Genomic DNA, 14,152 nt, shown 5'->3' on the forward strand with positions numbered 1-14,152 from the left:
TGCTTGCCGGGGAGCTACATCCCCAGCATCCGCTTGACCTTCTTGGTATCCGCCTTGGAGAAGTCGTCCTCCATGTTCAGCCGCCGCGTCCGCCGCGAGGACTTCTTCTCCAACATGTGGTTCTTGTTGGCGCGGGCCCGCCGCAACTTCCCCGTCCCCGTCACCTTCACCCGCTTCGAAATGCCTTTGTGCGACTTGTTCTTCGGCACTGAGCTCACCGTCCCTGGAGCGCCGGACGTGGTGTGGATACACCCAGGGTAGTGCGGGAGTGAGACGGGGTGTTTGAATGCGAAGTATGAGTGGTGGGGTTGACGGCGCGGTCGACGTTTGCGTAGTGGGGCTCGGCCCCACGGGGCGGGCGTTGGCGCATCGGGCGATGCGGGCCGGGTTGACCGTGGTGGCGGTGGATCCGCGGCCGGAGCGGTTGTGGGTGCCGACCTATTCGTGTTGGGTCGACGAGCTGCCGGAGTGGTTGTCACACAGTGCGATCGCCAGCCGGATCGACGCGCCGGTGGTGTGGACCAAGCAGGAGCACGTCATTCGGCGGCCCTACTGCGTGTTGTCCAAGCGGGGGTTGTGGGATGCGCTGCCGCTCGACGACGCGCGGGTGATCGCGGCGCGGGCGCGCGTTGTCGAGGCCCATCGGGTCGAGCTGGCGGATGGGACCCAGATTCGGGCCGCGGCGGTGTTCGACGCACGGGGCCAGGCGTCGCCGGGGCGGCGGCGCACCGCCAGCGCGCACGGGATCTTCGTGGACGAGGAGATCGCCGCGCCGATGGTGAAGCCCGGTGAGGGGCTCATGCTGGATTGGCGCGACGAGAACGGGGCGGGGCCCGACGAGCCGCCGTCGTTCCTGTACGCGGTGCCGCTCGGCGACGGCACGGTGATCTTCGAGGAGACCAGCCTCGGTCTGCGCGGCGGCATGCCGCAGCATGAGCTGCGGCGGCGCACCTTGAATCGGCTTGCGGCACACGGGATTCGACTACGCGGGGACGAGCCCAGCGAGGCGGCGCACTATCCGCTGGACGATCATCCGCCCAAAGCCGGTCTCGGCCAGGTGATTCCCTTCGGCTCCCGGGGCGGGCAGATGCACCCCATCACCGGATACTGCGTGGCCGACTCGCTCTCGCAGGTCGACACCGCCCTCGATGCGCTCCAGCGCGGCGAGGACCCGATCGAGGCCCTGTGGCCGTGGCAGGCCCGGCTCGTCTACTGGATGCGCATGCGCGGCGTCTACGGCCTGGGCCGCCTCACCACCGAACAGTCCAAGGCCATGTTCGACGCCTTCTTCACCCGCCCGCCCCGCCAACAGCGCGCCCTGCTCTCCGCCCACGACGACTACACCGCCCTCGGCGCGTCCCTGTTCATGACCGTCGCCCAGACCTGGCCCTTCCGCTGGCGCTACGACCTGGTCGGCTGGACCAACCGAAACCGCTGGGTGGACTACGATTTCGGCCGCCCCGAGGAGGTCGCGGACGCCATTCGGGAGATCGACCACACCTAGCGCCACCCGTCAGACCCAGTTCTCGATCCAGTACTTCCAGATGATCGGGGCGTAACCGGCCAGCGGGGGAACCTTGATGTCGGTGCCCGCCAGGGCGGCGGAGGCGTGGCGGGAGTCGAACCAGCAGGTGAACTCGCTGTGTTCGATGATCTCGGTGGGTACGCCGATCTGACGGAGCACCCGGCCCACACCCGGCACGCGCAGCGTCATGTCGAGGGTCTGTTTGGGCATGACCTCGACGAGATGCGGCGCGCCCGCCTCGTCGGCGAAGAGGTTGAGGGCGTCGGCGACGCTTTGGCGGCGGGAGTCCACGAGGTGGTAGGTGGCGCCGCTCGCGGTGTCCTGATGGGCGATGTGGTCCAGGGCGCGCGCCACGAAATCGACCGGCACCATATTGGTTTCGCCGAGTTTGGGGGCGATCACCGGGAGGATGCGCGGGAGTTGCGCGGCCATGCGCAGCAGCCGGAAGAAGTAGTACGGGCCCTCGACGCGGTCGATCTCACCGGTGCGGGAGTGCCCGATCACGATGGACGGGCGGTACACGCGCCACGGCACGGAGCAGTGCTCCCGCACCGCCCGCTCGGCCTCCAGCAGCGACCGTTGCCACGGCGTCGCCAGGACCTGCCCGACGTCGAACATGTCCTCGGTGTACATGCCCTCCCAGTCACCGGCCACCGCCACATTCGAAACATGGTGCAGCGCACCGGCCCCCAACTCCCCGGCCAGCTCCGCCACCCGCCGCGTCCCGCCGCCGGAACCCGTCGCGTCGTACCCGCCCGCCAGATGGAAGACGTGCTCGATCGAACCGCGCTGTGCCGCAACCCAGCTCGGGTCGATCCCCACGCCGGGCGCGCTCAGATCGCCGCGGACGGGGCGCACGCGGTCCCCGGCGTCCCAGGTGCGCACGCAGCGGTTGAAGCGCAGCACCGAATCCTCGCCGGGCCGCACCAGCACCCACACCTGTTCGCCATGTTTCAACAGTTCCGGTACGAGGAATCGACCGATGAACCCGGTGGCCCCGGTAACCAGGTAAGCCATGGGGTCACCATAGCGTGAGCCATGCCACACTCCGCCCGCGCATCCTCTCGAGTCGGGCATATCCGACGTGGGAATCGCCGGAATCAGGCGGGGAGCGCGGAATGCGCCCTTTCGACGGAAAACTCACGGCATGCTGTGCGCGTGAACTTTCGGACTCTGATGACCGTATCGGCCGTGTGCGCGAGTTTGCTGGCGACGGGATGCGGTGACTCGACCGCCACGACGGACGCGGCCCCGAGCACTCCCCCCGACCAATTGGTACTGACGGGTTCCGAGCTACCGGCCGGAGCGAAGAAGGTGAGCATCCCCGACGACCAGCTCCGCGAATCCATGGCCGATTTCGCGGGGGTGCAGTCGGATTCCACCATCACCCCGGCGGAGTGCAAGGGCCCGCAGCTCGACCTGGAGGCGGCGAGCAAAGCGGCGCTGAGCGATTCCGCCGTCGCCGCCGTGGTCGCCGACACCACGGTGTTGAGCGAATTCGTCGCGGCGCGGCCCACCGACCTGAGCACCTTCGCCGAGGCGGACGCCAAATGCCCGAAGCTGTCCATCAACAGCGTGATCGAGGGCGAGCGAGTGGATTCCGAGGTCACCGTGGATATGCGCAAACCACCGGCGGCGCTGAACGGGATCGATGCCATTGCCACGTACTCGACCGCCACGGCGACCACGGCGACCGTCCCCGACGCCCCGGTGACCACCGCGACCTATGCGGGGTGGGCCACCTTGCGCGGCACCACGGTCGCGGTGCGGGTCACCTCGCTGAGTGACACCCTGGACGAGGTGGCGGCGGAGAAGTTCTTCGTGGATGCGGTGCGGAAGGTGAAGGACGCCAAGTAGGGATTGGCCTGAGCGGTCGGAAATCGCTATGAGAGGGCGGAATTCGCTGTCTCGGGGCGATTTTCGACCGCGTAGGCCTAACGCTCCCCTTACACCCCAGTCTCCGCCGCCCGCCGATACCCCCGAATAGCAGGCCACCCGAACACCACGATCATCCCCACCGACCACGCCACGATCTTCACCACGGGCTCCACGATCGGCCCGTCGTAGGCCAACCCCCGCATGGCGTCGATCGCACAACTCATGGGCTGGTTCTGCACCACGTCCTGCAACCACACCGGGTAGGCGAACACCGGCACGAAGCCGGTGTTGAAGAACATCAGCAGGTTGGTGACGATGCCGATGACGCTCACCAGCATGACGCCCTCGGAGATGGTGGCCAGCGCGGTCACCATGATGGCGAAGGCCATGCCGAACAGCACCGGCACCAGCAGCATCGCGAGCGACGCGAACGGTCCGTACCAGAACCGGAACCCCAGGGCGACGCCGACGGCCAGCACGAACAGCGAGGTGACGAGCACGCGGACGGCCTCGGCCATCAGCCGTCCCGTGAGCCCGGCCGCGCGATGGATCGGCATGGTCCAGAAGCGGCCGAGCAGGCCGGTGGATTTCTCCGTCTTGAAGCCGAGCGCACTGACCACCGCACCCGACATGGTCGCCACGATGATGACCATGGGCACCTGCCCGTACACGCTGGGCACCCCGGTGGCCGAGGTGATCGAATCACCCAGCACCACACGGAACATGAGCAGGGTCAGCGCCGGATAGACCAGCGTCTGAATGGTGGTCGCGGGGTCGCGCGCCCAGCCCATGAGCAGGCGCTTGCACTGAATCAGACTCTGCCGCAGCCAGAGTGCGGTCGAGTTCTCACGCTGCGGCGACACCTCCGGGAGGGGATCGTGCCCCGCCCAGGTACCGGTGGCCTTCTCCATGACAGTGCTCATGACCGCCTCACACTCGCCCACACGGCCAATGGCACGAAGGCGATCGTCAATCCGATCAGCCAGACCATGGGCACCCAGAACACCTGCCACATCACCCCGCCGTCGGCCATGTCGCGCAGCGCGAAGGAGAACTGCGAAATCGGCTGATTGCGGACGAAGGGCCGGATCCACGCCGGGAATCCGCCCTCGGGTACGAACCCGCACGACAGCATGCCGAGCACCAGCGTCGGCAGGGTGAGCGCCTGGCTCAGGGCTTCGGGGCTCTTGGTGAGCGAGCCCAAAGCGTCGGCGCCGATGGCCAATACGGTGCCGACCGCGAGCGAGAACGCGCAGAACAGCACCGCTTGATCCCATCCGGCCACGAACCGGAAGCCGATGAGATGACCCCAGACCAGCGCCGCCGCCAGCGAGGTCACCGACCGCACCAGTCCGGCGCTGATGCGCGAGAGCAGCGGCACCAGCTTGCCGATCGGCATGGTCTGCATGCGGGTGTTGAGACCCGTCAGCGCCTCGAACGCCGCCATCTGCGCATTCGACATCATGGTGAAGGACATGGTCTGCAGCACGATGATCGGCATGACGAACTGCGCGTAGTCGATGCCCTGGAACTGCATGATGTATTTGAGCGGCAGGTAGAAGCCGAGGGTGAACACCAGCGGGGTGATGACCGCGACCACGAGTTCGCCCTTGGTCGCCATCACCCACACGATGCGCCCGGTCAGCGCCCGCCACTGCGCGAAGCTCGACGGCTTCGCCTCGGGTAGGCCGGAGAACAGTTGGGTAGCGGTCACGGCTGGCCGCCGGTGTGTCCGGTGAGCGAGAGGAAGACGTCGTCGAGCGAGGGCCGCCGCAGCCCGATATCGGCGAGGCGCAGCCCGGCCTTGTCGAGACGGCGCAGCGCTTCGGCGAGGGTGTCCGCGCCCTCGGGGGCCGGAATCGAGAGACGGTCGCCGGTGAGCTCCGCGCGCACGGCCGCGGGCACCAGATCGCCCAGCGCCTCCGCGACCCGCGCGAGCTGTCCCGGATCCAGCGGCACCACCTCGCAGTAGCTGCCGCCGATCTTCTCCTTGAGTTCGTCGGCGGTGCCCTCGGCGATGACGGTGCCCTTGTCGATCACGATGATGTTGTCGCTGAGCACATCGGCTTCCTCGAGGTACTGCGTGGTGAGCAGCACCGTGATGCCCTGGGTCTTGAGCGCGTTCACCAGATCCCACACGCCCTGGCGGCTGCGCGGGTCGAGGCCGGTGGTGGGTTCGTCGAGGAAGACCACCTCGGGTTTGACCACGAGCCCACACGCGATGTCGACGCGGCGGCGCATACCGCCGGAGTAGTGGCGCACCGCGCGCCGTCCCGCGTCGGCGAGGTCGAATTCCTCGAGCAGGGTGGTGGCGCGTTGGCGGGCGGCCTTGCGGCTCAGGCCCATGAGGCGGCCGAAGAGCTCCAGATTCTCGCCGCCCGAGAGGTTTTCGTCGAGGGCGGCGTACTGCCCGGTCATCATGATGGAGCGGCGCACCCCGGCCGGGTCCTTGCGCACATCGCGCCCGGCGACCACGGCGGTGCCGGAGTCGGGGCGCAGCAGAGTGGAGAGGATCTTCACGGTGGTGGTCTTGCCCGCGCCGTTGGGACCCAGGATGCCGAGCACGCTGCCGCGCGGTGCGGTGAAGCTGACGCCTCGCAGGGCGTGCACATCGCCGAAGGATTTGCGGATGTCCTCGACGAATACCGCCGATTCAGTATCCGCGCGGGTGTGCGAATCCGGTTTGTCCAAGCTCGGCATCAACTCTCCACTGTCGACCGCGGCGGGCGCGGGTAATCGCCTCCGGTGGGGATGATCCCCTCCGCCCCGCGCGATGTTACCGGCGGGACCGATGCTCTCCCGTTGCTTCGGCAAAGCATCGGGTGGGTAGACCGAGGCCCTTGTGTCCTTGGTCACAAACCACACGGTCCCCGGATAGCCGCTGGTCCCGACACAGACCGCCCGGTCCGCGTGGGTTTCCGCACCTTGTCGGCCGTGCCGACCGGGCCATAGTCTGGCGTACGGGGAGACAATTCACTGGTCTGCGAGAGGTGACCATGGCCGAGTCTGCGCAGCCGCGAACGGCAGCGCACACGGGAGGAACTGGCCGACCCAAGGTGCTGACGTCCTACGATCCGCGCACCGGCGAGGTCGTGGGCGACTACGCCATTATGGGAGCCGGGGAGCTCACCCGCACCGTGCGCGCCGCCCATGCCGCCGAACAGTGGTGGGCGGCAATAGGTTTCGATGGACGCAAGCGCTGGATGCTGGATTGGAAGCGCAGCGTGGCCCGGGGCACCCGGGAATTGGTGGACCTCATCAGCGCCGAGACCGGCAAACCCCGCCTGGATGCCGCCATCGAGGTGACCGCGGCGGTGGAGCAGCTGAATTGGGCCGCGCGCCATGCCGAGCGGACCCTCGGACGGCGTACCAGCGGCCGATTCCGGCGCAGTCGGACGGCCTCGGTGGGCTACCTGCCGCTGGGTGTGGTCGGCATTCTCGGACCGTGGCACAATCCCGTCCTCAGCTCCATGAACGCCATCGCCTGCGCCATGGCGGCCGGGAACACCGTGGTGTTCAAGCCGAGTGAACTCACCCCGGGCGTGGGCGCGTGGCTGGCCGACAGTTGGAGTCGGCTCGCACCGAATCAGCCGGTGCTGCAAGTGGTTACCGGCGACGGCTCGACCGCCGCGGCGCTGTGCAAGGCCCGGCTGGACAAGATCTCCTACACCGGTACGCCCGCGGGGGTGCGCGAGGTGACGGCCCTGTGCGCCCAGTCGTCCACTCCCCTGCTGCTCGAACAGGGCGCGCGCGGGGCCATGGTCGTGCAGGTGGATGCCCGGCTCGACGACGCCGCCGCGGCCGCGGTGTTCGGGGCCATGGCCAATGCCGGACAGAACCCGGCGGGCATCCAGGTCGCCTACGTGGCCGAATCGGTCTACGAGCCGTTCCTGGAATTGGTTGTGGCACAGGCGAAGCGGTTGCGGCCGGGTGCGGAGCGGCGGGCCGCCTACGGACCCATGACGCTGGAATCGCAGACCGATGTGGTGCGCCGTCACGTGCGGGACGCGCTCAGCCGCGGCGGGAAGGCCGTGGTGGGCGGGCTCGATTCCATTCGCGAGCCGTATATCGAGCCGATCGTGCTCGCCGAGGTGCCGGAGGTCAGTCTCGCGCTCACCGGTGACGCCGTGGGTCCGGTGCTCGTGGTGAACAGGGTGGCGAGTATGGACGAGGCCGTCGAGCGGCTGAAGGGGCGCGGGCTGTCCACCGCCGTCTTCACCCGCGATGTGCGCAGTGTGCCGGAGTTCGCCGAACGCCTGGATACCGCTGTGGTGACGGTGAATTCGGCTCCCGTCTACGGTACCGACGGCCCCGGGCGCACCCGCGACGAGAACTTGCTGCGCGCCTTCGCGCGCCCGCTCACCATTACCGAGAAGCACCGCCACGATCCGGTGGAGCAGTCCACCTTCGAGCGGCATCCGCAGCATCTGCGCTTGGCGCGCATGGCGTTTCGGCTGCGGCACCGCGTCTGACGGAAGTGACCGCTAATTCTGTCCGGCCACGCCGAGCAGCACCGCGTGCATGAGCGCGCGGACGCGGGCGATGTTCTCGGGGCGATCGTCGAAGCGGATGCGGCGGCCGACATCGATGACCTGGGCGATGGCGGCGTGCACGCGGAAGCGGGCCTCCACCTGATCCCCGTCGAGCAGGTTGGCCCACTCCAGGACGTTCTGCCGCTGGATGGAGCGCAGCCGATGTTGTTCGGAGGCGGGCAGATTCGAGAATTCCGAAAAGTACACCGGCAGGATCTCCGGCATGGCGAAGGTCATGCGGGCGAAGCGGTCGGCGATGCGGACCGCCGCGTCGGCGCGGCTGGTGGCCTCCGCGAGGGCCTCGGCATTGCCGATGGCGACGCGTTCGCCGGTGCGATGGAAGGCCGCGGCGAGCAGGTCGGATTTGCTCGCGAAGTACCGATAGACGCTGGAGGCGTTGATTCCCGCCGCCGCGCCGATCTCCTCGATACTGGCCTCGTGATAGCCCTGGCGGCCGAAGATGCGAATGGCCTCGGTGAGCAGCTGCTCTCGCTTGGAGATGACCGGTAGGCCGCGCGGCGTCGGCTCGCCGGTGACGGGCGGCGGCGCGGGCGGTAGCTCGGTGCCGAGGATGGCGCGGCAGATATCGTCGAGCAGCGCGCACAGACGGGTGGTCGACAGCGTCGTGCGGTGGTGGGTGATGCTGCCGATGGCGCTGAGCACGGCCGCGGTGAGCAGGACGATATCAGCCTCGTCGGCGTCGGGGCGCAGGTCGCGAATGGGTACGGCGACGAGTTCGTGCAGTTCGTTGTAGACGACGCGAATGCGCTCGCGGTCCTCGCGCTCGAGGTAGCGGCGCTCCCAGCGGTACAGCCCGCCCTCGCGGCGGACGTCGATGGTGTACTCGGCGATGCCCTTGATCAGCGCGGTGAGTCGCGGTTCCGGTTCCAGCGTCGGATCGTCGGCGGCGCGGGCGGCATCGAGCAGATGCTGTGCGCCCATTTCGGCGGCGGCGACGAGCAGGGCGTACTTGTTGCGGAAGTGGCGGTACAGGGCGGGTCCGGAGATGCCGACCTCGGCCGCGATCTCGTCCACGCCGACCGGGTGATAGCCCCGCTCGGCGAAGGCTCGAGCGGCGACTCGCACGATTTGCGCCTTGCGGTTCTTGGGGCGCCGACGTGGCGATTGTTCGCTGTCCGGTCGCGCGGAAGCGAGTAGCGACTCGCTGCGATCGGCGACCATTCACTCTCTCCTTCTCGGTGGCACCGACTGTTGACAGTGCCGAACAAGTACACCTAAGTTAACCACAATTCGCAATGCGAACCACAACGGCGCCGCTGCCGTACGCAGACCCAGGAGCACCCCCATGACGAATATCGCGACCACCCCGGGCTTCAGCGCCGTTGCGGACGGACGGGTACTGCGTATCACGATTACCAATCCCAAGCGCAAGAACGCGATCGATTACGACACCATGGTCGGTCTCGGCGATACGGTACGGGCCGCTTCGGACGATAAATCGCTGCGCGTCATCGTGCTGACCGGGGAGGGCGGCGATTTCTGCACGGGCGCGGATCTGGCGGCGGCGCCCGCCGCGGCGCAGCGCGGGATCACCTCGGAAATGACCATGGACGCCGCCAACGCCATGATCAAAGCGATTGTGGATTCGCCGCTGCCGGTGATTTCGCGGGTGAAGGGCGCGGCCGCCGGAGTGGGCGCGGCCTTCGCGCTCGCGGCCGATCTCTCGTATTTCAGCGAGGATGCCTACCTGTTGCTGGCGTTCATCAATATCGGACTGATGCCCGACGGCGGTGCGGCGGCCATGGTCGCGGCGGCGGCCGGTCGCCCGCTCGCCGCGGAGATGGCGCTGCTCGGTGAGCGCCTGCCCGCCACCGAGGCGAAGAAGTACGGGCTCATCACCGGCGTGCTTCCCGAGGCCGACCTCGACGCCAAGGTGGAGGCCGCCGTCGAGAAGCTCGCCAACGGCCCTCGCCGCGCCACCGAACTCACCAAGCGCAATATCAACACCGCCGCCCTGGCCTCGCTCGACGGCGCGCTCGCCGCCGAAAAGGTCGGCCAGTCAGAACTTCTGGAGTCCCCCGACTTCTTCGAGGGCGCGGCCTCGATGCTCCAGAAGCGCAAGCCCGTCTTCGCGGATTGAGCAGACTCTTTGGTTCTCGTGCCCCCGTTCCTTCGGAACGGGGGCACAGGCGGATCGAGAGAGAGTGCGGTCACCCCCGCTAGGTAGAGCCTCGGGGGCACAGGCGGATTCATGCGGAGTGCGAGTCGCCACCAGACGACGCGGCGCAGCTGCGGAGGGATTCGAGGTAGGCCGTCATGGCGTCGCGGTTGCGGGTCAGGAGGTCTATGCGTTGGGTCATGCGGTCGCGTTGGTGTTCGAGGGTGGCGATGATCTCGGGGGTGGCGTCGGCGAAGTGGATGTCCTTGGGGTCGTCGAGGCAGGGGAGGATTTGTTTGATGAGGCGGGTGGGCAGGCCCGCTTCGAGTAGGCCGCGGATATGGATGACCTGGTCCACGAAGCGGTCGTCGTAGTCGCGGTAGCCGTTGGCGGAGCGGGCTACGCGCAGGAGGCCCTGTTGTTCGTAGTAGCGCAGCAGCCGGGGGGACGTGTCGGTGCGCTCGGCGAGCTCGCTGATTCGCATATGCCGTACCTCACAACGGATCTCGGTTGACCTTGACATGTATGTCAACGTTTCAGCATAGCCACATGAGCAAGGACATCACCCTCTTCGACTACAGCCCGATCACCGAGCGGGAGCCGATCCACTGGCCCGAGGGCAAGCGCGTCGCGTTCTACATCGGCCTCAATATCGAGCACTTCTACGTCGACCTGCCCGGCACCGCCACCTACGAGGGCACCACGGCGCTGACCCCGGACTCGCTCAACTACGGCTGGCGCGACTACGGCCCCCGCGTGGGCATCTGGCGGATCATCGACCTGCTCGACAAGTACGGCATCCGCGCCAGCGCCCTGCTGAATTCCGATGTGGGCGAACGCTATCCACAGATCATCGCGGCGGGACGGGAGCGCGACTGGGCGTGGCTGGCACACGGCAGCAGCAACAGCCACCTGCACACCGGGCTGACCGTCGAGGAGGAGCGCGCCGTCCTGCGCGATATCGTCACCACCATCGAGAAGACCACCGGCCAGCGCCCGCGCGGCTGGATGGGCCCGGGCCTCACCGAAACCTTCCACACCCCGGAGCTTTTCGCCGAACTCGGCGGCCAGTACGTGCTCGACTGGACCAATGACGACCAGCCCTATCCGCTGAATGTGCCAGGCATGCTGAGCGTTCCGTATTCGGTGGAGCTCAACGACATCGGCATCTTCGTCAGCAAGGGTCTCGCCGGCCCCGACTTCGTCCAGATGGTCAAAGACCAGGTCGACCAACTCCACGCCGAAGCCGAGGCCGCCGACAGCGGCCGGGTCATGGCATTGGCGTTGCACCCCTTCGTGATCGGCCAGGCCTTCCGCCGCCGCTACCTCGACGAAGCACTCGACTACGTGACCGGTCACCCGGGCGTCTGGCTGACCACCAGCGACGATATCGCCGAGCACTACGCGCCGCGCCGCCTGAACCGCGAAGCGCCCCCGTTCCGGTCGGAACGGGGGCGCGGCTGCCCGTGCGGCCCCCTGCGCCGCACGCCGTGGCGGTTACGAAACCGCTTGCGGCACGGTCACCCTCCGGTGACCGTGAGATAGATCAGCGCCACATTGAGCACCGAGATGATGGCGGCCACCAGCCACGCCAGGCCGGTGGTCACGCGATGGTTGACGTCGGCCCCCATGAGGGCACGGTCGGCCGTGAAGCGCACCAGCGGAATCAGCGCGAACGGGATGCCGAAGGACAGCACCACCTGCGAGACGATCAACGCCCGGGTCGGATCGATGCCGAGCGCCAGAATGGCAAGGGCCGGAACGAGAGTCACCACGCGGCGCACGATCAGGGGAATGTGCCGCTTCAGCAGTCCCTGCATGATCATGGCCCCCGCGTAGGCCCCCACCGAGGTGGAGGCCAGCCCCGAAGCGAGCAGTCCGATGGCCAGCAGCAGCGCGGCCCCGGGACCGAGCACATCGTGGACCGCGCCGTGCGCCGCCTCGATGGAGTCGATGCCCTCGCGCCCGCGCAGGGTATTGGCGGCCATGAGCAGCATGGCCATGTTCACGGTGCCCGCGATGACCATGGCGAGCCCCACATCGACCTTGGTGATGCGCAGCAGCCGCGCGCGCACCGGACCGGCCTCCGGGTTGCCGTGCCGGTCGCGGGCCAGTCCGGAGTGCAGGTACACCGCGTGCGGCATGACGGTCGCGCCGATCATGGCGGCGGCCAGCAGCACGCTCTCGGTGCCGTCGAAGCGCGGCACCAGCCCGCCGACGGTGCCCGCGACCGAGGGCGGGGAGATCACCACGCTGGCCAGGAAGCCGATGGCGATGATGGCCAGCATGCCGGTGATGATGCGTTCGAAAGGCCGCTGCCCCCAACGGTTCTGCGCCGCGAGCAGCACCAGCGACACCGCGCCGGTGATCACGCCGCCGACCAGCAGCGGCAGCCCGAAGAGCAGGTTCAGCGCGATGGCGCCGCCCACCACCTCGGCGAGATCGGTTGCCATGGCGACGGTTTCGGCCTGCGCCCAGTACGACAGCCGCACGCCCCGACTGGACTTGGCGCGCACCGCTTCCGGCAGCGACATGCCGGTGACCAGCCCGAGCTTGGCCGAGAGGAACTGCACCAGACCGGCCATGACATTGGCCATGACGATGACCCACACCAGCAGGTAGCCGAACTGCGCGCCCGCGCTGATATTCGACGCCACATTGCCCGGGTCGACATAGGCGATGGCGGCGACGAAGGCGGGGCCCAGCAGCAGGGAGGCGGATCTGACCCGCTGGAGGGCGGAACGCCGCGGCTCAGCCAGTACGGTAGTGCTCACAAAACAAAGTTTACGGGTAACCAAACTTTTTGTTGAGACCTACCCCGTAGAAGATACCGACCTCACGTTTTGTTCGCCGCAAACCGGCACCGACCTCGAAAAAAGCGAAGCCCCGACCGTGCCATGCACGGTCGGGGCTTCGAATTCGCTTGTGCTCTAAGGCAGCTCGACGGTCAGAGACCGAGCCCTCGCGCCAGCACCGGCCACGAGTTCATGAACTCGTCGTTCCAGTAGCCCCACGAGTGCGTGCCCGACCCACGGAAGTTGTAGGTCGCCGGGATGCCCAGCGAGTCCAGCTTCGACTTCAGGTTGGCCGTGCAGTAGTTGGTACCGGCCTCGATGACACCGCCGATGATCAGCTGGTTGGCCAGGCCGTAGGCACCCGGCAGCGCGTACTGGCCGTTGAGGGTGTCGTACTGGCCGGGCAGACCGTTGCCCGAGGAGATGTAGAGCTCGGTGCCGCGCAGCTTCTCGGCGTGGATGACCGGATCGTTCTCGGCCCACGCGGGCGAGTCCTCGGGGCCGTACATGTTCTCCAGCTTGCCGCCGCCCCAGGTCTCGACGGTGAGGCGCATGAACTCACGGCCGACGGGATCGGCGAACTGGGCGCAGCCGGAGTACGCGGCGGCGGCCTTGAACAGGCCCGGGGCCTTCTCCGGCAGCTGCAGCACGGTGGTGCCCGAGGTGGAGATACCGGCGATCGCGTTGATGCCGTTGGTGCCTAGGGCCGCGTCGATCAGCGGCGGCAGCTCCTCGGTGAAGAAGGTGGTCCACTTGTTGACGCCGAGCGCCTCGTCGGGCTGCTGCCAGTCGGTGTAGTACGACCACTTGCCGCCGATGGGCTGCACGACATTGACGTTCTTGTCGGCGAGGAAGCCATTGACGATATTGGTCTTCTTCTGCCACGACGCGTCGTCCTGGCCACCGCCCGCGCCATTGAGCAGGTAGAGCGTCGGCCGCGCCTCGGAGGTGTCGGCGGGACGCTGCACGTCCACCGGGAAGGTGGCCTTCATGGCCGCCGAGTAGACGTAGAGCCGGATGTTCCGGTCGTCCTTCATCTCGGCCTTGGTGATCTTCGACCCGTCCGGCGCCACAGGATCGGCAAGCAATTTCTTGTTGTCGATGATGGGATCGGCGGCGGCGCTTCCGACGCTGAGACCGGCGGTCAGACCGGTGAGCACCGCGGTGGCCGCGATGAGGGCCGCGGCGCGCGCACCACGGCGACGACCGGCGGCAGCCCCGTTACGGACATGTCGTCGAATCAATGTTTCACACCTTCGCTTGTTTCGAGTTCTGGCGACCACCCCGGCTGCCGATCGCCCGG

General features: G+C 67.8%; 14 protein-coding genes. 5 read left to right on the forward strand and 9 right to left on the reverse strand.

From position 1 onward, the window contains the following. Nucleotides 1-14: 14 nt before the first annotated feature. Nucleotides 15-209, reverse strand: coding sequence for a 50S ribosomal protein L35 (gene rpmI, locus ACIBH2_RS25635; protein ID WP_397121832.1), 195 nt, complete (start codon nucleotides 207-209; stop codon nucleotides 15-17). An 86-nt stretch (nucleotides 210-295) separates the two neighbouring features. Between rpmI and ACIBH2_RS25640 the strand changes: the two genes are divergently transcribed. Then, a complete protein-coding gene (locus tag ACIBH2_RS25640) occupies nucleotides 296-1,504 on the forward strand; it encodes a lycopene cyclase family protein (RefSeq protein WP_397121834.1) in 1,209 nt (402 codons plus the stop codon). A gap of 9 nt (nucleotides 1,505-1,513) precedes the next feature. Here ACIBH2_RS25640 and ACIBH2_RS25645 read toward each other — a convergent pair whose 3' ends face one another. Continuing rightward, the gene (locus tag ACIBH2_RS25645; RefSeq protein WP_397121836.1) at nucleotides 1,514-2,542 is read right to left on the reverse strand and encodes an SDR family oxidoreductase; all 1,029 of its coding nucleotides are present in this window, start codon (nucleotides 2,540-2,542) and stop codon (nucleotides 1,514-1,516) included. 141 nt (nucleotides 2,543-2,683) lie between these two features. Between ACIBH2_RS25645 and ACIBH2_RS25650 the strand changes: the two genes are divergently transcribed. Beyond that, nucleotides 2,684-3,382, forward strand: coding sequence for a hypothetical protein (locus ACIBH2_RS25650; RefSeq protein WP_397121838.1), 699 nt, complete (start codon nucleotides 2,684-2,686; stop codon nucleotides 3,380-3,382). An 89-nt stretch (nucleotides 3,383-3,471) separates the two neighbouring features. On the opposite strand, the gene ACIBH2_RS25655 is transcribed toward ACIBH2_RS25650, so the two are convergent. From ACIBH2_RS25655 to ACIBH2_RS25665, 3 genes are read right to left on the reverse strand one after another with little or no spacing between them, the layout of a single operon-like run. Further along, nucleotides 3,472-4,326, reverse strand: a complete 855-nt coding sequence (locus tag ACIBH2_RS25655) for an ABC transporter permease (RefSeq protein ID WP_397121840.1) — start codon at nucleotides 4,324-4,326, stop codon at nucleotides 3,472-3,474. Further along, the gene (locus tag ACIBH2_RS25660) at nucleotides 4,323-5,117 is read right to left on the reverse strand and encodes an ABC transporter permease (protein ID WP_397121842.1); all 795 of its coding nucleotides are present in this window, start codon (nucleotides 5,115-5,117) and stop codon (nucleotides 4,323-4,325) included. Before ACIBH2_RS25660 ends, ACIBH2_RS25655 begins: the two co-directional genes overlap by 4 nt. Then, nucleotides 5,114-6,103 (reverse strand): ATP-binding cassette domain-containing protein, encoded by a 990-nt coding sequence (locus tag ACIBH2_RS25665; RefSeq protein WP_397121844.1) that lies wholly within the window; start codon nucleotides 6,101-6,103, stop codon nucleotides 5,114-5,116. The genes ACIBH2_RS25660 and ACIBH2_RS25665 overlap by 4 nt, the downstream gene beginning before the upstream one ends. Before the next feature lie 356 nt (nucleotides 6,104-6,459). Between ACIBH2_RS25665 and ACIBH2_RS25670 the strand changes: the two genes are divergently transcribed. Next, nucleotides 6,460-7,875, forward strand: coding sequence for an aldehyde dehydrogenase family protein (locus tag ACIBH2_RS25670; protein ID WP_397121846.1), 1,416 nt, complete (start codon nucleotides 6,460-6,462; stop codon nucleotides 7,873-7,875). Between the two features lie 12 nt (nucleotides 7,876-7,887). Here the strand turns inward: ACIBH2_RS25670 and ACIBH2_RS25675 are convergent, their stop codons facing one another. After that, nucleotides 7,888-9,117 (reverse strand): TetR/AcrR family transcriptional regulator, encoded by a 1,230-nt coding sequence (locus ACIBH2_RS25675; protein ID WP_397121848.1) that lies wholly within the window; start codon nucleotides 9,115-9,117, stop codon nucleotides 7,888-7,890. A gap of 124 nt (nucleotides 9,118-9,241) precedes the next feature. Here ACIBH2_RS25675 and ACIBH2_RS25680 point away from each other — a divergent pair, with 124 nt between their 5' ends. Continuing rightward, nucleotides 9,242-10,036: an enoyl-CoA hydratase-related protein gene (locus tag ACIBH2_RS25680; protein WP_397121850.1), complete on the forward strand. Its 795-nt coding sequence runs from the start codon at nucleotides 9,242-9,244 to the stop codon at nucleotides 10,034-10,036. A gap of 109 nt (nucleotides 10,037-10,145) precedes the next feature. Here ACIBH2_RS25680 and ACIBH2_RS25685 read toward each other — a convergent pair whose 3' ends face one another. After that, nucleotides 10,146-10,538, reverse strand: coding sequence for a MerR family transcriptional regulator (locus tag ACIBH2_RS25685; RefSeq protein ID WP_397121852.1), 393 nt, complete (start codon nucleotides 10,536-10,538; stop codon nucleotides 10,146-10,148). Between the two features lie 65 nt (nucleotides 10,539-10,603). Between ACIBH2_RS25685 and ACIBH2_RS25690 the strand changes: the two genes are divergently transcribed. Beyond that, on the forward strand, nucleotides 10,604-11,599 hold the full coding sequence (locus ACIBH2_RS25690; protein ID WP_397121854.1) for a polysaccharide deacetylase family protein: 996 nt from the start codon (nucleotides 10,604-10,606) through the stop codon (nucleotides 11,597-11,599). On the opposite strand, the gene ACIBH2_RS25695 is transcribed toward ACIBH2_RS25690, so the two are convergent. Both ACIBH2_RS25695 and ACIBH2_RS25700 read right to left on the reverse strand, forming a co-directional pair. Continuing rightward, complete coding sequence (locus ACIBH2_RS25695; protein ID WP_397123008.1) at nucleotides 11,575-12,813, reverse strand: Nramp family divalent metal transporter; 1,239 nt, start codon at nucleotides 12,811-12,813, stop codon at nucleotides 11,575-11,577. The two genes, ACIBH2_RS25690 and ACIBH2_RS25695, sit on opposite strands and share 25 nt — an antisense overlap. 188 nt (nucleotides 12,814-13,001) lie before the next feature. Then, nucleotides 13,002-14,009 (reverse strand): alpha/beta hydrolase, encoded by a 1,008-nt coding sequence (locus ACIBH2_RS25700; protein ID WP_397123010.1) that lies wholly within the window; start codon nucleotides 14,007-14,009, stop codon nucleotides 13,002-13,004. Nucleotides 14,010-14,152 lie beyond the last annotated feature (143 nt).

It is taken from the genome of Nocardia sp. NPDC050406 (assembly GCF_044459025.1).
Classification (GTDB): domain Bacteria; phylum Actinomycetota; class Actinomycetes; order Mycobacteriales; family Mycobacteriaceae; genus Nocardia.

Coding starts and splice junctions, on each gene's coding strand:
- ACIBH2_RS25640 (WP_397121834.1), top strand. CDS start 296: ATGAGTGGTGGGGTTGACGGCGCGGTCGACGTTTGCGTAGTGGGGCTC.
- ACIBH2_RS25685 (WP_397121852.1), bottom strand. CDS start 10,538: ATGCGAATCAGCGAGCTCGCCGAGCGCACCGACACGTCCCCCCGGCTG.
- ACIBH2_RS25655 (WP_397121840.1), bottom strand. CDS start 4,326: ATGAGCACTGTCATGGAGAAGGCCACCGGTACCTGGGCGGGGCACGAT.
- ACIBH2_RS25645 (WP_397121836.1), bottom strand. CDS start 2,542: ATGGCTTACCTGGTTACCGGGGCCACCGGGTTCATCGGTCGATTCCTC.
- ACIBH2_RS25680 (WP_397121850.1), top strand. CDS start 9,242: ATGACGAATATCGCGACCACCCCGGGCTTCAGCGCCGTTGCGGACGGA.
- ACIBH2_RS25675 (WP_397121848.1), bottom strand. CDS start 9,117: ATGGTCGCCGATCGCAGCGAGTCGCTACTCGCTTCCGCGCGACCGGAC.
- ACIBH2_RS25665 (WP_397121844.1), bottom strand. CDS start 6,103: ATGCCGAGCTTGGACAAACCGGATTCGCACACCCGCGCGGATACTGAA.
- ACIBH2_RS25690 (WP_397121854.1), top strand. CDS start 10,604: ATGAGCAAGGACATCACCCTCTTCGACTACAGCCCGATCACCGAGCGG.